The organism is Planococcus sp. BI3 (genome assembly GCF_056680115.1).
In genome coordinates, this window is record NZ_JBWXPQ010000002.1 from 90,954 (window position 1) to 114,357 (window position 23,404).

Below are 23,404 nucleotides of genomic sequence, written 5' to 3' on the forward strand. Positions count from 1 at the left end.
GATTAAAATTAAAACTTGTTTCAGTAGTAAAGTGCATATGGAAAAGGACAGGTAGCTTACAAAGCCATCTGACCTTTTCAACACCCTTATTTATCTGTATCTGCACGCTTTAAACGATTGGTCTCCATCCGCGTTAATACCTGCTCGTTATCCTTATTGGAAAGATTGGTATATAGAGAAGTGGTTTCAATGTTGCTGTGTCCCAGCTGATCTCGCAGAAGGACAATATTCCCGCCATTGCGAATAAAGTCCGCTGCAAAACTATGCCGGAGCTTGTGCGGGCTCATACCTTCGCCCTGGGCAAAGGCAGCCGTATACTTAGTCACCAGGTTCTCAATGGCACGGCGGGAGAGAGGACGTACTGTCCCTCCATAAAGTGTGACAAACAAAAAAGGCACTTCTTTCGATCCGGTATACCGAACTTCCCGGATCTCTATGTAGTCTTTTACGTGTTGAATTGCTTGGTCCATCACCCGGACGGTATCTTCTTTCGCTCCTTTCCGCTTGATGTCGATCAATTGTTTTTTAAGATTAACTTTCTTGACGAGAATCCGGGCCATTTCTCCAAGACGGATGCCGCTTCCAAGGAAAAGAGAAAGAATTGCCAAATCCCGCTCCTTGTCTCGGTTAAAACGTTGGCGTGCTAGTCCACTCGTTAACGTGGTTTCATACTCCTGATCAATAAACTGGAGGAAATCATGAATTTCATGTTCATTCAAAATGACGGAGCTGATTTTTTGTGCGCGGCGGCTGGCCGTCTCTTTTTTTGTGTGCAGCACAATCTTGCTCATGACGTTCCGGTAGAAGTACGATTCGCCGTTCTCGCTTTCTGTCTCTTTTGTCAGGTAGTTGAAAAGCGATTTCAATGCATTGACGGAGAGCATCACGACGGCGTTGCCACGCTTTTTCACGGTGTTGTTCTCATGGGTGAGCGATTCTTCTTTCAGGAATTCAATGTAGTGTTCCACGTCCTGCTTTTTCATTTCTGCCAATACAGAATAGGGAATAGAAGCGGTATCCGCAGACTCTGCCAAGCCTTCCCGGAGCAGCCACTGGAAAAAGTGCTGATAGCGGTAGAGGTACTGCAGCAACGTATCTGCCGAGAGGCCGGCTCGCTTTTTGGAGCGGACATACTCAACGACGTAGAAGGGCATATCTTTCAGCTGATTTTCGATCCGCTGGAGGATTTGGAGTTCTTCGGGTGTTAAAGCCATCTAAGTTAGCCTCCTTTTTACATTTTCACTTTAATTGTTCGCAAAATGTAATTTAAGCGAACATATAGAGGTAGTAAGTGCTTTTTCTAGAAAATGACGAAGTTAAAGAAACAACTGCTAAAGAATCGCTTTTAAATACTTCGTCAAACTTTCTTCTACGCATTGGGCAATCAACTCGATGAAAGGCAGCGTGTCGCCTTGTACACTGGCTGTTTCCAGCACTTCGTAATACGTTAAGCGCTGTGCGTTTTCAGCTTTGACGATAGCAGGAGGGAAGCCGTGACCCATCAGGATCAAGTTCATCAATAATCGCGCAGTTCTGCCATTACCATCTGCGAACGGGTGAATATAAACGAATTTAAAGTGGAATAGTGCAGCCAGCTCTACCGGATGCAGCTGGTCTTTCGCTTGCTCATACCAAGTGAAAAGCTCCTGCATTTCATTCGCTACCTGCAGGAAATGCGGCGGTTCATGCTGGCTACCGGAGATCCTCACGTTGATCGAGCGATACCTACCCGCATTTTCATCGTCGATGTTCTTTAAAATCAAGTGATGAATCGTTTTTAACGTACGCTCATCCAACGGTTCGGTTTGATTGACCTGGTCCTCGATGAAGCTAATCGCCTCGGCATGGTTGATGACTTCAAAATGCTCTTGCAGACGCTTGCCGCCAATCGTTAAGCCATCTTCCATGACCACTTTGGTTTCAATCAAGGATAGGGTATTGCCTTCGATGGCATTCGAATTGTAGGTCCATTCCACACGATACACATCGCGCAGGTTCTTCACAGCCGCAGCCGGGAGAGGTCTATGTTGATCTAATTGTTCTTTTAATTTGTCAACGTGATTAAAGCTGTTCATTTACCAGCACCTGCTTCTCATGGGATTCAAGTTTAATTTCAGTATTATGAATGGGAATTCTTTTAATATCTCTATTTTATCATATGCCCACTCTATATGTTCGTTAAATTAGTATTTTGCGAACATATAAAATGGAAGAAAGGAAGATAACCCATGCTGATGAGTTATCTCCTTCTTAGGTATGCTTCAATCTAAATTTACTTTATCTCAACCAAATTCAAGCAGTTGTAATTGCATTTACCGCTAAAATGGCATCTGCAATTTGTTCCGGTGTAAGTTCCGGGTTCATGTTATGCGATGTTTCTCCTGCCACGGTGGCCAGTTCTCCAATTTTAAGTAAGTCTTCGTATGACGCATTTTCTAAATGAAGGTCTTTCAGAGTTGTCGGCAACTCAATTTCTTTAAAGAAGTCGGCATAACGCAGAATGTCAGATTCTGCGTAACCTTCCAATACTAACTGAGTCAAGACACCGTAGGCTACCTTTTGGCCATGAGTCAACTTGTGAATTTCTCCTTCAAGTGCAGTAAAGCCATTATGGATAGCGTGCGCTGAAGCCAATCCGCCATTTTCGAATCCTAATCCTGATAATAAGGTGTTTGCTTCGATAATCGCTTCAACTTGCGGAGTGACCAGCCCTTGTTTTGCAGCTTTGTATGCAGCAATACCTTGATCGAAAAGTACTTCTTCAGCTTTTTCAGCAATTGCCTGTCCAGCAAGAGTAGCCTTTCCACCCGCCATGGTATTTGAATTTCGTTTCAATGAAGCTCGGGTTTCAACAAATGTGGCCATAGCATCTCCCATGCCCGAAGCCAAGAGAAACACTGGTGCATTGACGATCACTTTTGAATCGACCAAAACTAAATCCGGATTTTTGGTATAGAACTTATAGCCCTCAAATACCCCATCGTCGGAATAAATCACGGAAAGCGCGCTTGTCGGAGCATCTGTAGATGCAGTTGTAGGAGCAACCACGACAGCAATTCCCAGGGCATCCCCAACGGCTTTCGCGGTGTCTATAGTTTTTCCTCCGCCTAACCCGATCACAACGTCAGCTTTTTTATCTTTCCCTACTTTAGAAAGACGATCAATTTCCGTATTAGAAGCTTCTCCCGTAAACTCTTCATAAATATATGAAGTATTCGAAGCTTTGAAACTTTCTTCAACTGTGTTTCCTGTGATTCCCCAAACCGTGCTGTCGGATAAAATAAACGGCGTTTCCCCGATTTTAGCAACTTCTTCGCCAAGCTGACTTAGAACACCAGCACCTTGAATATATTTTTTGGGGGAAATAAAAATTTTCTTTTGCATTATGAATTGCTCCCTTCTCATGAAAAAATCGTTTTTACTTTGAATAGTGATGTATTGGATTCTTTTCCTGCAATGTTTAAATTCCAAGTATCTTCCAGCTAAACTTAACGCTTTCCACGACTGGTTGTCAACGAAGCCGGCTTTTGCTATTTTAATAGATGCTTTTATAAGATATAGAATCGTTATGCCATTTTTACATTTTGACTCACAAAATCTATCGAAAAGAATTCTCTTGTTTACCAAAATTTAAAAAGGTAATTTAAAATAGAATAGCACTGTAGCAGTCTTTTTAGAACTTGTGAAAATATCTTTCGGTTCTAGTTAATTCCCGGCTTGTGTATATAAACAACTTGCCATACTCTGATTAATAACCATAAAAAATGATACTTTATCAAGCAAAAGAAAAGAAAAAGGAGGGTATAATCCTGTCCTTCTTCCGATAATTCCTCATATGTTAACTGTGAAACTATAGTTAATTATCCAAAGTCTTCAAACTTCCGTTTGACTTTAACCTAATACGAAACTGTGCCCCAAGGTTAAAAAAATCCAACTTTTGGGAGGCAGCACTTTTCGTGTACGACAATTAACCACTGTTTTAAACAGCTCTATTTCTTAGTTTTAATGTCATCGCATTGATAGCCACGATAACCGTGGACACGGACATCAGAACTGCTCCTGCTGCAGGAGCCAAGGTAATCCCAATAGAGGCTAGAACACCCGCTGCTATGGGAATGGCAATAAAGTTATACCCGGCTCCCCACACGAGGTTTTGTTTCATTTTACCGGTTGTTTTGTTGGCCAATTCAATAAAGGATTCAATATCTCCTGGATCCGACTGAGTCAAAATCACATCAGCGGAATCGATCGCGACTTGAGTTCCCGCACCGACTGCAATACCCACGTCTGCTATTGCAAGGGATGGTGCATCGTTTACGCCGTCGCCGACCATGATGACCGTTTGTCCATTATTTTTCAATGATTCCACTAAATCATATTTATCTTGCGGCGATTGATTGGCTCTGTATTCAATGCCCAGTTCCTCTGCTACTCCTTGGGCAGCCGTTTCATTGTCGCCTGTAGCCATGATCGGTTTTATATTGTAATGCTTCAATGCCTGTATCAGCGTTCTGCTCGTTTCTTTCAATTCATCGCCTAATGCGACCGTACCGATCGGATTCCCGTCCTCAACCAGTATACTTAATGTTGCCCCTTTGGGAACATCCACCGCTACATCTCTTCCAAATGCCTTTTGGCTGATCAATTCGTATTTGCGGCCATTGGCGTTTCCTTCTATACCCGCACCCGACACAACATCAATCGAATCAAAGTGGACAGGCTGAATCCCTTGTTTCTCAGCGTATTGGACTATTGACTGGGCGATTGGGTGGCTGGATCCACCTTCAATCCCTGCCATTAACGCCGCGATTTCGGCTTCGGTATGTTGACCATCCAGTGTTTCCATGTTCAAAACTTTAAATTCGCCAGTAGTCAACGTACCCGTTTTATCCAGTATCATTACATCAGCCTTAGTTGCCAGCTCCAATGCTTCGCGGTCTTTTACCAACAGCCCGCGGCTTGCACCTAAACTGGTGCTTCGTGCAATAACCAGCGGAATGGCAAGGCCGAGAGCGTGTGGACATGCAATGACTAATGTCGTAACCGTAAAAAGAACAGCAGTTTGAATGTCAGCAATGTACAGCCAAACGACAAAAGCGATGAAAGCCGCCGCAATGGCGATATAAAACAGCCAGCCGGCTACTTTTTGAGCCAGGTTTTCAGCTCTTGAAGGTTGATCCTGCGCCTGGCTTATCAGGGCTTGTACTTGGGAAATGAACGATTGGTCGCCGGTTTCCTGTACTTCAAGATACAAGATGCCTGCACCGTTCGTGGAACCGCCGATTACTTTGTCTCCGGCTCCTTTTTCAATGGGTTTAGATTCCCCCGTCAGCAAAGCTTCATTGATCCGGGAGGTGCCTCTTTTGATGATGCCATCGGCAGGGACGTTTTCTCCGGCCTGAACCCGTACAAGATCTCCGACTTTCAGCTCATTTACGGGACGCGTCTCGATCGACTCGTCTTCCAGTACCACATGCGCATCTTTCGGCACTAATTCAGCGAGTGATTGTTGCGCATCCCCGGCTTCTCCGACCGCTTTCATTTCAATCCAGTGGCCAAGCAGCATGATCAAGAGCAAGGACGCAAATTCAAAGAAGAAATCCATGATGTGTTCACCGGTCACGTAACGAGCCAGCACTGCGTAAATACTATACAGATAGGAAACGGATATTCCTAAAGAAATAAGGGCCATCATGCCCGGCGCTTTTTCCTTGAATTCAGCGATTGCCCCTTGATAGAAGGGTTTTCCGCCATAAACCAGCAATATGGTCGCAAGTACCGCGACAATAATATCCGAGTATGGAAAAGTGAATTGGAAGGGGAGCCGAACGTCCATCATCGGCGACAATAATAGAATGACAATGCCCAAGGGCAGCGACTTCAGAAAAATTTCTTTGAAATTCCCATGATGATGGTGTCCGTGATCATGCCCGCTGTGATCCGAATCGACATGATGATTGTGATTCTGGGATGGATTGCTGTGGTCTTGAATGCCCTCTTTTACTTGAGCTTCATGATAGACATGCCCAACATGTTTGGAATGGTCCATTTTACTGTGATCTGCTTGTTCGTCGTGATGGTGGTGATGGTCTTTTTCACTTTTAGCCATTCAGTACGCCTCCTTCAAAATAGTGCTTCTTTATTCCAATTACCCTTATGACATTCTTAACAGCCACAAAGCCCCCAATATACTACCGCGGGGTATATTTCTTTTAAAAGTAAAGAGTGCTGTGAAAGCACTCTTATACGACGGCATATCCTTGTTCTTCAATCGCTTCCTGAATTTCGTTTAATGATGTCTTGCCAGCGTCATAATCCACTGCCACTTCACCTTTTTTAAGATCAACTGCCACAGATGAAACCCCTTCGAGTTCACCGACGCCGGTTTCAACCGAGTTTACACAGTGGCTGCAGGACATGCCTTGTACTTTTAATGTTTCAATCATTCTTATTCCTCCTGGAGTAGTATTTCCATAAACTTAACATACCCCATGAGGGTATATCAAGTTTTCAGTTTCATTTTTACTTTGTCTTTGTTTTCTGGACGCCCAAGGAATTTACTGTGACCAAAAAGAAAAAACCACCCTATTGATTTGATATTCGATTACTTTTCTATAAACGGCCGACAATGGGCTATCACCAGATATACTTTTTGTTTTTTTCGGAAGGAGTTTGCTGTTTCACAATGAATTTGTGCAGTTTCTATGGAGTTTCGGTATTTCCGTTTAGTCTGGAATACAGAGGGAAAGCCAGTAAATGAAGCAAAAATAAAAAATGGAGGTTTTGACATGGCTCATGAACAACATCAGGAATTGATTCAGGCATTGCACGATTGTGCAGCGGAATGTAACCATTGTTTTGACGCTTGTCTGCAGGAAGACGATGTGAAGATGATGGCACAGTGCATTCGATTAGACCGTGAATGCGCAGACATTTGCGCATTTCTGGAACATGCCATTACCCGCAACTCGCCGTTCGTTTCCGAACTGGCAGCCGTTTGCGCAACTATTTGTGAAGCATGCGCGGATGAATGCGAGAAACACGCCGACCATCACGACCATTGCAAACGCTGTGCGGAAGCTTGCCGCAGATGTGCAAAAGCTTGCAGAAGCATCGCTTAAGCAGATGAAAAGGCCTGACGGAACTAGCATTCCGTTAGGCTTTTTTCTTTTGACCACTACACCTCGGCTTCATTGATCCATTTGTAGCCAATTCCCCAAACGGTGAGGAAATGGTCATCAATGGGAAATCCAGCCTGACGGATCTTTTCCCGGACATTCCGCACGTGCGAATCAATGGTCCGTCCTTCCGTCTCCGAATCGAATCCCCAGATCACTTGAATCAGCTGGTCCCGGCTGAAGACCTTATCCGGATTCTTCATCAGCTGTCCGAGCATCAGGAACTCTTTCGGTGTCAGTTTGATGCTGTGTTTTTGGTAGATGAGTTCGAACCGGTCTTCGTCCCAAAACAAGCCATCGATTTCAATGGTTTTTTTCGGTGTTCTTCTGCGCAGCAAGGCCTCCATCCGGGCCAGCAATTCCTCTTCATTGAACGGCTTGGTGACGTAATCATCCGCACCGAGTTTCAAGCCTTTGATAATATCTTCTTGCTGTTCGCGTGCTGTCAGCATGATGATCGGCACGTCCGAGAACTTCCGGATTTCCCGGCACAGCTCCCAGCCGTCCATTTCCGGCATCATGACATCGAGCAATATCAGATCATAAGACTCTTTTTCCAAGTAGCTTAAGGCTTCGAATGGTCCTAATGCTTTTGTGCAAAGATACTGATGGGGCTTCAAATACAGCGCGACCAAATCCAGCATCCGTTTTTCATCGTCTACCAACAATACTTTCTGCAAGCGAATCCCCTCTCTTCAACTCCATCTGGACTGTTGTTCCTTTGCCATGCTCACTTTGGATCGTCATCTGACCACCGTGCGATTCGACAATTTCCTTGGCGATGGTAAGGCCGAGCCCGCTGCCGCCGTACTGCCGGGAACGGGATTTATCGACCCGATACAGACGGTCGAAAACAAAAGGAAGATCAGCTTCCGGGATCCCTTCCCCCTCATCGCTGACACTAATGAATACCGTACCATTCTCCTGTGTTCCCAAAAGCGTTACCAGCGATCCTTCCGGTGAATATTTTCGGGCATTATCGAGTACGTTCAATAATACCTGCTGAAAACGTTCGGGATCCAGGAAAGCCGTCACATCCGGGGGGCACTGGACTATTAAGGAGATGTGCTTCTCATCGAAGGCTGGGCGGACCAACCCAGCAACCGAGTGAAACAGCCGATTGAGGGAAACCGTTTCTTTCCGGATGGAGAACTGGTTGTGATCGAGCTGGGCCAGTTCGAATAATTGCTGGATCAACTCCGTCAAATGGGCTGTTTCCTCCCGGATGATACCGATATACTCCCTTTTTTCGTCATCGGAGGTATCCGGACGTCCTGCAATGTCCGCATAACCCTTGATGTAAGTCAGCGGTGTACGCAATTCATGTGAAATGCTGGCCAGGAATTCATTGCGCGCCTTCTTCAAACGGTCCAGATCCGTCGACAATGTGGTAATGGCGTTCGCCAATTCCCCCAGTTCATCGTTCCGGTCAAGATTGAGCCTGACCGTGTGGTTTCCTTGGCTTAATTGTTCGGTGGCTTCCTTCATTCGGATGAGGGGTCTCGTAATCAAGCGCGACAACACGAAGATGGCGGCGATAGTGAGAACAGCCGCAATCAAGCCAACAAACAAAAATTGATTCCGCAAGTGTTCGACCATTTGTTGGATGTGGTTGGTTTCGGCAAACATGAACACATGTCCCCGATGTTCGCCTGCAATAGTAATGGGGCTGTCGGTCGCAATAAACTGCTTATCATCCCACCGGTCCTCCACGATTTTCCCATCTTGTGGAACCTGGCCAAAATCGGTGTGTTGCAGCACGTCCCTCATTTCAGGTTCAATCGTGTCGGAATGGGTCAACTCATTCCCATCCGCATCTGTGATGATGACGATGAAATCGGATGCCGATTCCATCATGGCCACGTGATTCAATGTGGTGGATTCAAAGCTGTCTTCCAGCACTTCACTGTGGGTATTCCCCCGTGCGAGCAGATTCGTCATCACTTCCTCCACCCGTTCATCCACGTAGTTCACGTATAACGTCAGGAATAGGACCGTCTCGATGACGAGGATAAAGACAAAAAACAACAAGCCGATTTTCAAAGCGAGTTTATTCAACATGGCGTCCCTCTTCCTATAGAGCAATCAAATTGTTCGGCCTTTTTATTGGATCTTTCCGTTTTGCAGCAAGGCTTTCCAATTCTGTGTGCCGTCTTCCGACAGGTAAGCATGGCCCTGCAACGTATAGATGGCCAGTTCCTGGTCATCTTTCGGATTTTCAGCAATAAAGGCGATGGCGTCGTCCGGAAGATCCGGCATGTTCAATGGTTCCAGCTCTTCGTTTTCAACAGTATACTGCATCAACGCTGCAGCTGTCCCGTAGCTGCCGAAATACAGCACTTCTTCGGTAAAATGCACCGCTGTCCCTCGTTCTCCTTCAGGCGTAAGAGATTGGAACGTTTCTCCGGCATCCTTGGAGAAGTAGATGCCTGTCGAAGTGGCGGCTGCGACTAGGTTTGAGTCAGCCGGATGAAGGGCAAGTGCGGCCACTTCCCCTTCCAAACCATCAGCTTGGACCGGTTGCCATGATTCGCCTTCAGCCGAGTTGCTGTAGACACCTGCTTCCAACAGGGAATTAGACGCCGGATTGATGAGGAAGAGATCCTGGCTAGTGTAGCCAACGGCCATCGCATGGAAATCTGTTTCCCCCTGAAACGCAATTTCTTCAATCGTTTTCCCGCCGTCCACGCTGCGCTGAATCCCCAGTGGATTGGGCAATTCCGAGTCTGCGCTCGGATGGCCTGATGTCACAAAGCCTTCATCTGTCGCATTAAAGCCCATATAATCATGGAAGTTATCCGTTGTTTCGAACCATTCGCCTTCCCGGTAGATTTTCAATCCAGTATGGGACGCGAAATACAGCCTATCTTCATTCCCGGCATAGCCCATTCCGTGGACATGGTCCATTTCCCCTTCAAATGGGACTTCGAAAGAGTCCTGTGCTTCTCCGCTGCATCCTGCCAATAAAAGCAAGGACAGCAGTCCTCCAATCGTCTTCCTTTGTTTCTTCATGGTTGTTCCTCCAACTCACTTGTTTTTTTATAAACTAGGTTCCTCCACCAGTTTAGCGAACAAGTCTCGATTTTCTGTGCAGTTTCTTCTATAGAAAGGAGAACTTCTCGTGCCATTCATAAACTTGCCATAAGTTGATCTTTCGAATTTCCCCCAAAAAAATGTCATGATTCCTGCACACAATATGCAAAGTTAAGGGGTAGAGTAACTACAGACAAACGCGGAAAGAAGGAGAACGCCATGCCGAAAAACAAATGGATGATGGGAATGCTGTCACTTGTGGCAGCCGTCACATTAAGCGCCTGCAATCCGGGTAGCGAGACGAGTGAAGAACCGATGGATATGGACAACAACGCAGCTGAAGAAAATATGAGCGAGGATTCCGGACACATGAACATGGACCATTCAGGTTCAGGCGAAGTGCCGGCAGATTTGAAAGAAGCTGAAAATCCGACGTATGAAGTGGGAAGCCAGGCAATTATTGAAACGGATCATATGGAAGGGATGAAAGGTGCCGAAGCCACGATTGTCGGAGCCTATGACACGACTGCCTATGCCTTGACCTATACACCGACCACTGGCGGTGAACCGGTAGAAAACCACAAATGGGTCATCCACGAAGAACTTGAAAATCCGGAAGACCAACCGTTGAAACCGGGCGATGAAGCAACGCTGGCCGCCGATCATATGGAGGGAATGGATGGCGCAACGGCTACGATTGATTCAGCCGAGGACACAACCGTCTATATGGTCGATTTCACCCCTACGACCGGCGGTGAACCGGTCACTAATCACAAATGGGTGACTGAAGAGGAATTAACAGCGAAATAAACCGAGTGAAGTTATCACCTCTTCAAAAAGGAAGACCAAGTAGCGAAAACATTTCGCTTTTGGCCTTCCTTTTTTCTAGAAATAAATTTCTCTTCTCAACAGTCTTCTTCCGATAAATTATCATATGTTAACTCAAGATCCGATTTACTTTTTTTCATGCCAATAATAATCGCTTAACACTGCGGCCAATGCTTCTACTGTACGGTGAAGTTCTTCTACCGTATTATCGACTCCCCCAATTTCAACAATGACTGAGTTGGGAGACAGATTCTGATTGTAGACGCCGTTCCCTTGACTGCTGTCTTTTTCAAGTATTCCTTTGGACAATCCCGGATATTCAATTTCAAGCTGTTGATGTAAATCTTCCGTGAATGCTAAATTCTTTTCGAATTCCTTGTGGCCTGTTCCAACTACAAATAACAGCCGCGCATAACCTTCTTCATTCAGTTCGATAGTGGTAGAATCTTTGCGCAATGAATCCCTGTGTATATCCAAGAAAATCTCCAATTCACTGTTTTCTTTTTGAGCTGTCTTCACGTGTTCTCCCGAAACAGCATAAGAACTGCCATAGTCTAGTCCTTTTGAATCCAATTCTTGAACGATGTCAGTAGAATTGACTGTTGTCCCTAAGCCTCTTCGTTCCAAGGATTTTCCCAACATCTCGCCAACCAACGTAATGTTGGCTTTTGAATGATAGGCATCTTCTGGTTGATCTGTCTTTTTTAAATAAGGTAAAAAAGCTTCTCTGCTGTGCGAGTGATAAAAGTAAATGACCTCTCTACCGAAAGTCGAGTGCCCTGTGTTTAGTTTATCTGAGGAACTTATATTTCCAAATATATCTTCGACATTCTCTGGAGAAAGATCCCTGTCTTTAAACAGATCTTTCATGGCAGGTTGAAATTCATCTCTTGTTAGTTGCTCCGCATGTAATGTGGTACCCTCTTCCGAATTGAGAATGCCGTTTGAAGAACCAGTGGTTCCATCTGCCGGCTTAAGGAGTTGAAAGTTAAAATTTGATGAAGTCAAATCGGATGTTGCTTGAGATTTTAGATCATCCGACTCAAAATTTTCACGGTCATTTCCTTCTATATTGAAGTATATCAACGCCAAAGCAATGACCAGGAGAGAAGTAGAGAGAAAAAGTGCCAAATAGTATAAACCTGTTAATGCAGACATCTTCTTCTTGCTTTTTTTAGTGTTTGCTTGAGTTCTTGGCAATATGATTGGACCTCGCTTCCATTAAGATTGTATAGAAGAAAAAACAATCGGCATAGTAGAAAATGCCGATTGTTTACAGGGTCACCTAATATACTGGGCTGGATTTACAGCATTCGAACGTGCACCGTTCCAAGGCCCTACGTGAACTTCAAAATGCAGATGGGTTCCTGTAGAACGTCCCGTATTCCCCATGCCTCCGACTTGCTGCCCTTGTGAAACAGACTGGCCGACCGAGACGTTGATGGAATTCATATGTGCGTAAACTGTCGCGTGAGTCTGTCCATTAATTGAATGAGTAACAATCACGACATTTCCATATCCCCCCATTACACCGGCATAGGATACAAAACCTTCTGCTGCTGCCACGATAGGTGTGTTCGTTACATTAGCAATGTCGTACCCTAAATGCGTTTCAGCCCCATCCCCGATGTCCCGACCGCCAAATCCGGATGTATGCCGGCCTGCTGCCGGTCTGATAAAGGGAGAGCTTGTTGTAGCTACAGGGGCTGTATAACTAGATTCCGGCTTTTCGACAGGTCTTATTATACTTGAAGCATTCGCGTCGTCAGTATTTTTTGATGCAATTGTCGCTTTGCGGTCTGCCGCCGCACGTTCTTCCTCCGCTTCCTTTTTAGCGGTTGCTTGGCGCTGTTTTTCGGCTTCAGCCGCCGCTTGAAGCTGTCGTTCTTCTTCGGCGGCTAATTTCCGTTGTCGTTCTTCTTCCGCTATCCTTGCCAATTCAGCGAGACGGGCTTGCTCAGCCACGATTTGTTTCTCCAAATCCACACTGATTTCTATTTCTTCTTCAAATCGATTTTCCAATTCGGATTTTGCACTCGCTAATCGGTTCTGTTCCGCTGTCAGCTCTTTCACTAGCCCATTTTGCTCGCTTTTTTGAGAGGCAAGTGAATTTTGAAGCTCTTGAAGCTCCGTTTGGCGTTCTCTTTGTGCGGTGAGCTTCGTTTCCACTTCGGCTTTCTGTTCAGCTAAAAGTTCTTTGTCTTGCGCTTGTTGCAGCATAATTTCTCGATCTGCTTCAATTAATGTATTCACGGCAGAGAACCGGTCGATAAAATCAATAAAGCTATTAGCACCAAGCAAGACATCTATGTAATCCACCGATCCGCCACTCATTTGAATGGCACGGGCACGCTCCTTAAGCAACTCTGTTCGCTCGTCAATTTTCTCCTCGAGTTCTTCAATTGATTTTTTCAACTCATCAATTTCACTTTTCGTTTGATCGATTTCTTCTTGAACTGCAGTAATTTTGAATTCAGTTTCTTTGATTTTATTATCCAGTTCCGTGATTTTCGTCATAATTCCGGTTAACTTCGTTTGATTTTCGCTGATTGCATTTGATTTTTCGTTAATTCCAGAATCTAATTCACTTTTTTTCTGTTCCGTTTCCTGCTGCTTTTTTTCAAGTTCGCTTAACGTATCTGCATTCGTTGTTGGCAAGTACATGGTGAGGGCTAACACAGTTGAAACACCGGTCACCATCCATTTCGATTTCAAGTTCACCTTCATATTCCCCTTCCGGATGTTCATTATTTAGTTATTGCCCATTAGAAATCAAGATTTATCCTAATCGGCAACAATCATCACTCTATATATGGTAACTCATCAGTTTTTTCTTAAAGGTTCTCGTTGCTATTTATTTGTTATCACACTTCAGCTCAAAAGTTGCTTCAATTTTCAATAGATCAATTTAGCTTTCTAAAAAAATTGCAATCTAATTTGCAAGAAATAATAGCGTCTCAAAACTCTTCTTATAATAAGGGAAACTTATGGAGAAATTATCGAGACTGAGTTAAATAGGTAAATGTACGTACTTTGTATTGGTTAAGAATAGCCACCTCCACTATGACTGTTTCTTAAAAGCACCTTCCACTTGTCTTGATAATTGTCATAACCATATATTATATTCGTCTGTTATTTGCTTTAACACAGCTATCTGTACGTTGTCAGAAATGGTGCTTGCGAGCATCATACAGTCCATGCTTCCACTTATTGAAAAAGAGCATCTTCAGCTAATACATAGCTGAAGATGCTCTTTAATGTATGACTCTGAAAGAACTTTTGATAAAACTTGATAACTCATCTGTATGGTGTTTTTAATCGATTCTTATACTTCATTTAAAATCCAATAAGATCGATTAATTGAAAGTCATTTAAGGTAATCCGATCCCCGCATCCTCTGCAGGTGAAACTCAATTCAAAATCGACGGTTTCAGCAAACGTATTCCTTGCTATCCCGGTCTCTAAGATTTCTTTTCGTTCCTCGTTTGAAGTGGCCTTGCCCAATTTGTCGATGAAATCTTCTTGAAAGTTCTCAATAACTTCGTTCTTCCAGCTCACGCCTACGAGAAATTTCTGATTTACTGTTCGGATACCCACTTTTTCATCTTTGCGGCGAGGGAGAAATTCCGCAATTGTGCTACAGTTCTCACATATGATTTGAATTTTCATTTCACCCCTCCTTAAGTTAAATAGTCTCTTGAATGCAACTTCCGTCAAATTCTAACTTTCCTACATACAATAATTTTATGCTTTTAAAAGTTTTGCATTGATGGCGACAATGATGGTGCTTAAACTCATGAATACGGCGCCAATCGCAGGACTGACCACAATTCCCCAGGGAGCTAGGACACCCGCAGCCAGCGGAATCGCGAAAATATTGTATCCAGTGGCCCACCATAAATTTTGCACCATTTTCCGATAGGTCTTTTTCGATAAATCCATCAATGCAACCACATCGTTCGGATTGCTTCGAACAAGAATCACATCTGCCGTTTCCATGGCGACATCAGTCCCAGCCCCGATAGCGATTCCGAGATCGGCTGTTGCAAGTGCCGGTGCATCATTTACACCATCTCCGGTCATCGCCACTTTCCAGCCTTTTTCTTTGATTTTCTTGATTTGATTGGCTTTGTCATCCGGCAATACTTCTGCATAGACTTCGTCGATGCCCACTTGTCTTGCTACCCAATCTGCCACTTTCTTGTTGTCGCCTGTCAGCATAATAGAATGAATGCCCTGTTCCTTCAATGTCGCAACGGCTTCTTTGGCCGTTTCACGGACCATATCGGCAAGGGCAACCATTCCGGCAAGTTTATCTTCCACTAATACAAACACGACCGTTTTTCCTTCTTCTGATAGTTCAGTGAACTGTTGCTGATTGTAGCTTAGCTTGTTGCTGTTCATATAACCGGGGCTGACAACGTTAACTTTCTGACCATCTACTTGCCCTTGAATGCCTTTTCCAGTAATCGATTCAAAATCACTGACTCTTCCTAATTCGATTCCTTTTTCTTTTGCTGAATTCACAATGCCAGTCGCAATTGGGTGCTCCGAATTCTGTTCGATAGCAGCAGCAAACCTTAAAACGTCTTCTTTTGTGTACTCGCCGTTTGGCACAATATTTGTGACGCCGAATTCTCCTTTTGTTAACGTTCCTGTTTTATCAAAAACGACGGCATTCAAGTTACGGGCATCTTCGAAGCCGGTCCGATTTCGGATCAATAAGCCTTTTTTTGCCGATATGGAAGTCGAAACTGCTACGACAAGCGGCGCCGCTAATCCCAATGCATGAGGACATGTAATGACCATGACCGTCACCATGCGTTCAACCGCAATATCCAAGGAGTAACCGAGCAGCAGCCATGCAGAGAATGTTGCAAGACCTGCCACTATCGCCAGATAAAACAGCCATTTGGCTGCACGATTCGTCAAGTCCTGTGTTCTGGATTTGGATTCCTGCGCTTCTTTGACCATCTTGATCACTTGCGATAAGTAGGACTCTTGCCCGGTTTTCTCCACTTCCACAGTCAGGGAACCTTCCTTGTTCACCGAACCGCCGATGACATCATCGCCTTCTGTTTTGTCGATGGGCATGGATTCTCCGGTTAGCATGGATTCATCCACTGTGGATTTCCCTTCCACAATTAAGCCATCTACCGGAATCTTTTCACCCGGTTTAACCAGCAACCGATCTTTATTTTTGATTTCGGATAACGGCACATCCTGGACTTGGTTATTGTCGTCCAATTTATGTGCTTCGTTTGGCATCAACTGAATCAGCTGTTCAAGTGCATTGGAAGCCCCCATGATCGAACGCATTTCAATCCAATGTCCGAGCAACATGATGACGACCAGCGTGGCCAGTTCCCAGAACAGCTGATTGCCATCCCAACCGAAGACCACCATGGTGCTGTAACCATAAGCAATCGTAATGGCCAGAGCAATTAAGGTCATCATGCCAGGGTTTCTGTCTTTCAACTCGCTGATGCCACCGGTTAGAAACGGCCATCCCCCATAAAAGAAAACGATAGTCGATAGGCCAAATAACAGGTACATATCATTGCCAAAGCGCCAATCAACTCCCATGAAATGCTGGATCATCGGGGATAATGCCAGAATCGGAAGCGTCAGAATCAATGAAATAAAGAACCGTTTTTTGAAATCTTCCACCATATCGCCATGTCCGTGATGTCCGTGATGGTCATGGCCCCCAGATTTCCCATCCGCATTCTCTTCCTGGATCGTGGGTTCGTCGTGATGATGTTCTGAATGATGATGATCCTGTTCAGTTGAATCTAAATGTTCATGAGAACTGTGTTGATTTTGATTTTTCTTCATTAATATCTCTCCTCATATCGTATGATCAATATCCTTCTAAACCAACCTTATCTTCTCTATATTGATAGCCAAATTACCGGCTTGGCATGGATATTTCGAGGTAGTTACAGCTAACGACTCTAAACCAGCTGTGGCAATTCTTTGATTTTCAGTTTATACAATCTTTTTCGAGAAACTGTGGAGAAACTACAGAAAAATAGCCCAAACTCCAGTTAATTTCATTAGAACCAGGGTTTGGGTTATCTTATTTTAGTAAATTCGTTCGTTGTAGGCGCAAGGCATTCAAAACAACGGATACTGAACTGAACGCCATTGCAGCTCCTGCTACCCATGGAGCAAGAAGGCCGATTGCTGCAATTGGAAAACCTACAATTAAAAAGAAATTTAGAGAGTTAACTATTCCATCTACCAACTCATCTGCCTCAACGGAATTCAACTTGTGCAGTTTGTATGGAGTTTCTAAATTTTCGTTTAATTATAAAAACAACGGGAACTTTAACTGGGAAGCACAAATACAAAAATGGAGGTTTTAGGAATGGCACACGAACAACACCAAGAACTCATTCAGGCCTTGCACGATTGTGCAGCGGAATGTAATCACTGTTTTGACGCTTGTCTGCAGGAAGAAGATGTCAAGATGATGGCTCAGTGTATTCGATTAGACCGGGAATGCGCCGATATCTGCGCATTTTTAGAACATGCAATCACCAGAAACTCGCCGTTTGTTTCACAATTGGCACAAGTATGCGCAGAAATATGTGAAGCTTGCGGCAACGAATGCGATAAACATGCAGATCATCACGAACACTGCAAACGCTGCGCGGAAGCTTGCCACAGATGTGCCGAAGCGTGCAGAAATATAGCGTAAGATTTTAACAAAGCCCTCGTACAAAAGAATCTTTTGTACGGGGGCTTTGTTTTGTTACAACTAGTTATGGCATATTGATCCACTTGTATCCAATACCCCAGACCGTAAGAAAATGCTCGTCAATCGGAAACCCGGCTTGCCGAATTTTTTCTCGTACATTTCGAACATGTGAATCGATGGTTCTTCCCTCTGTTTTTGAATCAAATCCCCAGATTAAATCAATCAATTGTTCCCTCGCAAAGACCTTGTTCGGATTTCCCATTAAGAGCCCCATCATGGCGAATTCTTTCGGGGTTAACTTGATTGGCTCCTTCTTGAACGAAAGTTCGAACCGATCTCCTTCCCAAAGCAATCCGTTTACTTCAATGAACTTCACCGGGGTTCTTCTCCGCAATAGAGCTTCCATGCGCGCGAGTAGCTCTTCCTCATCAAAAGGTTTGGTAATGTAGTCATCCGCCCCCAGTTTTAACCCTTTGATAACATCCTCTTGCTGCTCTCGCGCTGTCAGCATAATAATTGGCACATCTGAAAAATTCCTGATTTCTCGGCAAAGCGACCATCCATCCATTTCGGGCATCATGACATCCAATAAGATGATGTCAACTTCCTCTTCTTTCAAATAGGAGAGAGCTTCGTATGCTCCGAGCGCTTTTTTACAATGATAATTATGTGGTCTCAGGTACAACGCAACTAAATCCAGCATCCGTTGTTCATCGTCCACTAACAGCACTTTATAAATGAGAATTCCCCCTCTCCAATTCAATCAGGACCGTCGTCCCTTTCCCTCGTTCACTTTCAATGGAAATATGTCCCCCGTGTGATTCAACGATTTCTTTGGCAATCGCTAATCCAAGACCACTTCCACCGCTTTGTCTGGACCTTGATTTTTCCACCCGGTACAGCCGTTCGAACACGAAAGGCAGATCTTCTTCCGGTATGCCTTCTCCTTCATCAATCACGCTGATGCTAATTGTTTCTTCATTTTGCATACCCTGGAGAGTCACCTTGGTCCCTTCTCCAGAATGTTTTTTGGCGTTATCCAATACATTTAACAACACTTGCTGGAAACGTTCCGGATCGACAACAGCGATAATTTCCTGATCGCAACTGACCGACAACGAAATGTTTTTTTCATCAAAGGCCGGCCGAACCAGGCCACTGACACTGTTAAAGAGCATGGCCAGTGAAAAGTTCTCTTTTTTTATCAAGAACTGGTTGTGATCCATCTTAGCTAATTCAAACAATTGCTGGATTAACCCGGTTAAGTGTGTCGTCTCTTCCCGGATAATACCGATATATTCCTTTTGTTCTTGCGGGGAAGTGGTTGATCGGCTCACAATATCAGCATACCCTTTGATATAGGTAAGCGGTGTCCGCAGTTCATGCGAGATACTGGCTAAAAACTCATTCCGCGCCGTTTTTAAACGATCCAGATCATCTGATAAAGTGGTAATCGCATTCGCCAACTCGCCCAATTCGTCCTTCCGTTCCATATTGAGTTTGACGTGGTTGTTTCCTTTACTCAGTTGCTCGGTCGCTTCCTTCATGCGGATCAACGGCAGTGTAATCAATCGGGACAACACCAAAATGGTAACAATTGTCAGAAAAATGGCAACCAGCCCTATTACTAAGAACTGCTCTGTTAAATGATCGACGATTTGTTTAATATGGCTCGTTTCCGCAAACATAAAGACATGTCCTTGGTGTTCTCCGTTGATGGTAATCGGACTGTCCGTGGCAATGTACTTTTTCTCCTTCCATTGCTCTTCCACGATTCTTCCATCTGTCGGAATTTCATCAAAGTCCGTATGGTTGAGCACTTCGGTCATTTCAGATTCAATCAAGTCAGAATTCACTAGCCGGTTTCCTTCTACATCCGTAATAATCACAATGAAATCAGATGCTGATTCCATCATACCGACATGGTTCAATGTGGTTTGTTCGAAACTGTCTTCCAAAACTTCACTATGGGTATTTCCTCTGGCTAATAAATTGTCCATCACTTCATCCACCCGGTCGTTCACAAAGGTGAAATACAAAGTCAGAAACAAAATCGATTCAATGATGACAATAAAGACAAAAAACAGCAAACCAATTTTTAATGACAGTCTATTAAACATCGCAACCTCCTTTATGACCAAACTGGTTAATCGATTTGCAAACCACTAAAAAACAGTTGAATCTACAAGATTCACTAGGTTATTCCATTCGCCTATATCCCCGTATTTATTGGACATTTCCGTCTTCAAGCAATGGAAGCCAGGTCTTTGTATCATCTTCTGATAAAAAGGCTTGTCCTTGCAAGGTATAAAACGCAAGTTCTTTGGTGTCATTTGGATTTCGGAAGATAAAGGCTATTCCGTCTTCTTTGAGATCCGGTAAATTCAGCATCTCTTCTTCTTGAGTTTCCACCGTATATTTCATCAATGACGGGCCAGTACCATAGCTTGCAAAAAACAGCGAATCTTCATCGAAGAAAACAGCTGTCCCCCGCTCGCTTTCCTGAGTCACGAGTTCAAAGTTTTCTCCTCCATCTTCCGATACATAGATCCCAGTAGAAGTAGCTGCGGCAACTAAGCTGGAATCGGTTGGATGAAGAGCCAACGCAGAAACTTCACCCTCCAATCCTGCAGCATTCACTGCCTCCCAAGTTTTTCCTTCGTCCGTGCTTTTATGGAAACCCGTTTCCAATTGGGAATTTTTCGCTGGATTCAACAGAAAAATGTCATGGCTATTATATCCGACGGCCATGGCATGATAATCGGTTTCTCCTTCAAACGCGATACGCTCCAAGGATCTTCCTCCATCCAAACTGCGCTGAATTCCAAGTGGATTGGGCAAATCAGAATCAGCACTTGGATGTCCCGAAGTATAAAACCCTTCGTCTACTGCATTAAATCCCATGTAATCATGGAAATTATCCGATGTTTCAAACCAATCACCTTCCCGATAAATCTTTAGGCCGCTGTGAGAGGCAAAATACAGCCCATTATCATTTCCAGCGTAGCCTATTCCATGAACATGGCTCAATTCACCCTCAAACGGAACTTCAAACGCTTCATCGCCACTATTGGTGCATCCCGTTATAAAGAATCCAGCCATTACCGTAATCAACGCAAATTTCTTTTTAATCATTTTTTATTTCCTCCACTTTCTTGCTCAATTTATTTTATCCTATTCCAATCGATTATCTTTAAGTTTACCTAAAAAGTTTCGACTTTCTGTGCAGATTCTTCTAACCTTTTTAGCTATTTAACTCTTTATACAACTAAATGTCATCATTCCTGCACTGGATTTGCATACTTATTGGGTAAAGTAAAAAGAGATTATAAAAGAAAGAGGGATAAACGATGATAAAAAAGAAGTTTATGATGGGAACGATGTCGCTCTTAGCTGCATTTACGCTAGCTGCTTGCAATAGTAACGACGAAGGAATGAATCCGGCTGAAAACGACGAACAAATGGAAATGGATTCTAGTGAAGACATGAATATGGATTCTGATGAAGATATGGATATGGGAGGGATGAACCACTCCAGCTCAGGTGAAGTTCCTGAGGATCTAGCAGAGGCAGAAAATCCAACTTATGAAGTCGGAAGTCAGGCCATCATTGAAACGGATCATATGGAAGGAATGAAAGGGGCCGAAGCCACGATTGTCGGCGCTTATGATACAACGGCTTATGCTTTGACCTATACGCCGACTACCGGCGGGGAACCAGTTGAAAACCACAAATGGGTGATTCACGAGGAACTTGAAAATCCGGGAGACCTAACCTTGAAACCGGGCGATGAAGCAACAATAGCCGCTGATCACATGGAGGGCATGGACGGCGCAACGGCTACCATTGATTCAATCGAGGACACAACCGTCTATATGGTCGATTTCACACCTACGACTGGCGGGGAACCGGTTACCAATCACAAATGGGTAACCGAAAGTGAATTGTCAGGTAAATAAAATCGATAAAGCCTGAGATCTTGTCTACAAGATCTCGGGTTTTTTATTGAAATGAGGAAGTAGGTTTTTATTTCCACTGAAACTCGATGAGTTTCAGTTTTGTTACAAGAAAATTAAGTTTTTCTTGTTAAGCTTATCGGTTCGAATTCTGCACATTTTCTCAACATCCATCATATAGAATGAATCGAATTTAAATTGTTTGAGAGAGGTTACCCAATCAATGAAAACAAGTCAACTTTTGCATGAACTCGATCTGGTCACCCGATTAGATTCCAGAACTTTAGAATTAGACATCCAAGGTATTGCCGACAACTCCAAGGTAGTGGAAGAAGGGTTTGCATTTATCGCCATTGAAGGTTTTGAAAGTGATGGCCATCTGTATATTGAACAGGCAGTTGAAAAAGGGGCTGTAATTGTCATCGGGGAACAGGCTATCACCGGTTTATCCGTCCCTTATCTCCAAGTTGCAAATAGCCGCAAAACCCTTGGCAGGATGGCGAGGAACTTCTATGGCCACCCATCTAACCAGAAAGTGATGATTGGCATTACAGGAACCAACGGGAAAACGACCACAAGCTATATGCTGCAGCACTTTTTAGAAAGCAACGGGATATCTTGTTCCGTTATCGGAACCATCCAAAACATAATCAATGGAAAAAAAATAAAAACTGCCAACACCACGCCAAATTCACTAGCTCTGCATCAACTGTTATCTATCAGTGAGGATGATGTCATTATTATGGAAGTTTCTTCTCACGGATTAGCCCAATACCGTTTGGAAGGGATTGAATTTGATTACGGCCTGTTTACTAATCTTCATCATGAACACTTGGATTATCACGGTTCCATGGAGGAGTACTTCCAGACGAAGGTATTGATGTTCAATCAGTTGAAAGAACGTGGAACCGCAGTGGTGAATGGGGACAATGCGTGGGGGCGAAAGCTCTTGGAGATCCTGCGAAGGGATGGGAAATCGGTGTATGTGATAGGCAAATCCGCTGATTACAGTTTAAGCGTTGTCCAATTCAATTCACTGACCAATTCTATTATTGTGAAAGAACAGAACGAAACGTATCAAATAAACTCCGCGATAGATGGAATACACAATATGTACAATACTATAATGGCATATGGAACTTCAAGACTGTTGGGTATTCCTAAAGAAAAGCTCTTGAATTCCATTCCGCTTTTTCAGGGGGTGGAAGGCCGATTTGAAATCACCAGACTAGCCAATGGCTCGATTGTTGTTGTGGACTATGCCCATACCCCGGATGCCATTTCTTACTGCTTGAAGACTGCGAAACTGCAGGGCGCCCAAAGAATCATCCATATTTTCGGCTTTCGAGGTGATCGAGACCCCAGCAAGCGAAGCGCCATGGTGTCTTTAGCCGCTGAATTGAGTGACCAGTACATTTTGACGTTGGATGACCTGAATACGGTTTCTCAAAGCACTATGGTGAAAGCCTTAAATCAATTAAATGAGGGCTACGGCAATCTTAAAGGAAACATCATTCCAGACCGTACACTCGCCATTCAGAAAGCGATCGATGAAAGCAGAGAAGGTGATTGGATTGTGATCACCGGCAAAGGACATGAGAAATATCAGCAATCCTACCAATTGCCGACAACCACTGACCGAGAAACGGTTGATTTGGTAATCGAATTCGAATAAACCCACCTAAAAAGAGGAGGCGACTTCC

20 protein-coding genes are annotated in these 23,404 nt (G+C 44.0%); 5 read left to right on the forward strand and 15 right to left on the reverse strand.

Annotated features, from left to right (window positions below; all coding sequences use genetic code 11):
- Window positions 1–86 precede the first annotated feature (86 nt).
- From xerS to copZ, 5 genes are all read right to left on the reverse strand, one after another.
- Complete coding sequence (xerS, locus tag AC1MEO_RS19655; RefSeq protein WP_480336233.1) at window positions 87–1,214, reverse strand: tyrosine recombinase XerS; 1,128 nt, start codon at window positions 1,212–1,214, stop codon at window positions 87–89.
- Between the two features lie 117 nt (window positions 1,215–1,331).
- The gene (locus tag AC1MEO_RS19660; RefSeq protein WP_480336234.1) at window positions 1,332–2,075 is read right to left on the reverse strand and encodes a Fic family protein; all 744 of its coding nucleotides are present in this window, start codon (window positions 2,073–2,075) and stop codon (window positions 1,332–1,334) included.
- 217 nt (window positions 2,076–2,292) lie between these two features.
- Window positions 2,293–3,384, reverse strand: a complete 1,092-nt coding sequence (locus AC1MEO_RS19665) for a glycerol dehydrogenase (RefSeq protein WP_149456953.1) — start codon at window positions 3,382–3,384, stop codon at window positions 2,293–2,295.
- Between the two features lie 595 nt (window positions 3,385–3,979).
- On the reverse strand, window positions 3,980–6,109 hold the full coding sequence (locus AC1MEO_RS19670; RefSeq protein ID WP_203341266.1) for a copper-translocating P-type ATPase: 2,130 nt from the start codon (window positions 6,107–6,109) through the stop codon (window positions 3,980–3,982).
- Window positions 6,110–6,242: 133 nt separating this feature from the next.
- Window positions 6,243–6,446 (reverse strand): copper chaperone CopZ, encoded by a 204-nt coding sequence (gene copZ / locus AC1MEO_RS19675; RefSeq protein ID WP_094942858.1) that lies wholly within the window; start codon window positions 6,444–6,446, stop codon window positions 6,243–6,245.
- 342 nt (window positions 6,447–6,788) lie between these two features.
- Between copZ and AC1MEO_RS19680 the strand changes: the two genes are divergently transcribed.
- Window positions 6,789–7,121, forward strand: coding sequence for a four-helix bundle copper-binding protein (locus AC1MEO_RS19680; RefSeq protein ID WP_203341267.1), 333 nt, complete (start codon window positions 6,789–6,791; stop codon window positions 7,119–7,121).
- A gap of 56 nt (window positions 7,122–7,177) precedes the next feature.
- Here the strand turns inward: AC1MEO_RS19680 and AC1MEO_RS19685 are convergent, their stop codons facing one another.
- Genes AC1MEO_RS19685 through AC1MEO_RS19695 form a run of 3 tightly spaced genes read right to left on the reverse strand, consistent with a single transcriptional unit; the run spans window position 7,178 to window position 10,190 of the window.
- The gene (locus tag AC1MEO_RS19685; protein WP_203341268.1) at window positions 7,178–7,858 is read right to left on the reverse strand and encodes a response regulator transcription factor; all 681 of its coding nucleotides are present in this window, start codon (window positions 7,856–7,858) and stop codon (window positions 7,178–7,180) included.
- Window positions 7,830–9,239: a sensor histidine kinase gene (locus AC1MEO_RS19690; RefSeq protein ID WP_480336236.1), complete on the reverse strand. Its 1,410-nt coding sequence runs from the start codon at window positions 9,237–9,239 to the stop codon at window positions 7,830–7,832. The genes AC1MEO_RS19685 and AC1MEO_RS19690 overlap by 29 nt, the downstream gene beginning before the upstream one ends.
- Window positions 9,240–9,281: 42 nt before the next feature.
- On the reverse strand, window positions 9,282–10,190 hold the full coding sequence (locus tag AC1MEO_RS19695) for a F510_1955 family glycosylhydrolase (protein ID WP_480336238.1): 909 nt from the start codon (window positions 10,188–10,190) through the stop codon (window positions 9,282–9,284).
- Between the two features lie 240 nt (window positions 10,191–10,430).
- Between AC1MEO_RS19695 and AC1MEO_RS19700 the strand changes: the two genes are divergently transcribed.
- Entirely contained in the window at window positions 10,431–11,021 is a 591-nt protein-coding gene (locus AC1MEO_RS19700) for a YdhK family protein (protein ID WP_480336240.1), read from the forward strand.
- A gap of 144 nt (window positions 11,022–11,165) precedes the next feature.
- On the opposite strand, the gene spoIIP is transcribed toward AC1MEO_RS19700, so the two are convergent.
- From spoIIP to AC1MEO_RS19720, 4 genes are all read right to left on the reverse strand, one after another.
- Window positions 11,166–12,197 carry a stage II sporulation protein P gene (gene spoIIP, locus AC1MEO_RS19705; RefSeq protein WP_480336242.1) on the reverse strand — a complete coding sequence of 344 codons (1,032 nt, stop codon included), beginning with the start codon at window positions 12,195–12,197 and terminating at the stop codon, window positions 11,166–11,168.
- 123 nt (window positions 12,198–12,320) lie between these two features.
- The gene (locus AC1MEO_RS19710; RefSeq protein WP_298830033.1) at window positions 12,321–13,760 is read right to left on the reverse strand and encodes a murein hydrolase activator EnvC family protein; all 1,440 of its coding nucleotides are present in this window, start codon (window positions 13,758–13,760) and stop codon (window positions 12,321–12,323) included.
- Between the two features lie 615 nt (window positions 13,761–14,375).
- Window positions 14,376–14,708, reverse strand: coding sequence for a hypothetical protein (locus AC1MEO_RS19715; RefSeq protein WP_298830031.1), 333 nt, complete (start codon window positions 14,706–14,708; stop codon window positions 14,376–14,378).
- Window positions 14,709–14,783: 75 nt separating this feature from the next.
- Window positions 14,784–16,877, reverse strand: coding sequence for a heavy metal translocating P-type ATPase (locus AC1MEO_RS19720; RefSeq protein ID WP_298830029.1), 2,094 nt, complete (start codon window positions 16,875–16,877; stop codon window positions 14,784–14,786).
- A gap of 535 nt (window positions 16,878–17,412) precedes the next feature.
- Here AC1MEO_RS19720 and AC1MEO_RS19725 point away from each other — a divergent pair.
- Entirely contained in the window at window positions 17,413–17,745 is a 333-nt protein-coding gene (locus tag AC1MEO_RS19725; protein ID WP_149457027.1) for a four-helix bundle copper-binding protein, read from the forward strand.
- 64 nt (window positions 17,746–17,809) lie between these two features.
- Here AC1MEO_RS19725 and AC1MEO_RS19730 read toward each other — a convergent pair whose 3' ends face one another.
- From AC1MEO_RS19730 to AC1MEO_RS19740, 3 genes are all read right to left on the reverse strand, one after another.
- Window positions 17,810–18,484 (reverse strand): response regulator transcription factor, encoded by a 675-nt coding sequence (locus tag AC1MEO_RS19730; protein WP_298830179.1) that lies wholly within the window; start codon window positions 18,482–18,484, stop codon window positions 17,810–17,812.
- Window positions 18,477–19,865, reverse strand: coding sequence for a sensor histidine kinase (locus AC1MEO_RS19735; RefSeq protein WP_394120695.1), 1,389 nt, complete (start codon window positions 19,863–19,865; stop codon window positions 18,477–18,479). The genes AC1MEO_RS19730 and AC1MEO_RS19735 overlap by 8 nt, the downstream gene beginning before the upstream one ends.
- 106 nt (window positions 19,866–19,971) lie before the next feature.
- Window positions 19,972–20,880, reverse strand: a complete 909-nt coding sequence (locus AC1MEO_RS19740) for a F510_1955 family glycosylhydrolase (RefSeq protein ID WP_298830016.1) — start codon at window positions 20,878–20,880, stop codon at window positions 19,972–19,974.
- Between the two features lie 215 nt (window positions 20,881–21,095).
- On the opposite strand from AC1MEO_RS19740, the gene AC1MEO_RS19745 reads away from it, so the two are divergent.
- Window positions 21,096–21,704 carry a YdhK family protein gene (locus tag AC1MEO_RS19745; RefSeq protein ID WP_149456944.1) on the forward strand — a complete coding sequence of 203 codons (609 nt, stop codon included), beginning with the start codon at window positions 21,096–21,098 and terminating at the stop codon, window positions 21,702–21,704.
- 220 nt (window positions 21,705–21,924) lie between these two features.
- A complete protein-coding gene (locus tag AC1MEO_RS19750; RefSeq protein WP_298830014.1) occupies window positions 21,925–23,376 on the forward strand; it encodes a UDP-N-acetylmuramoyl-L-alanyl-D-glutamate--2,6-diaminopimelate ligase in 1,452 nt (483 codons plus the stop codon).
- Window positions 23,377–23,404 lie beyond the last annotated feature (28 nt).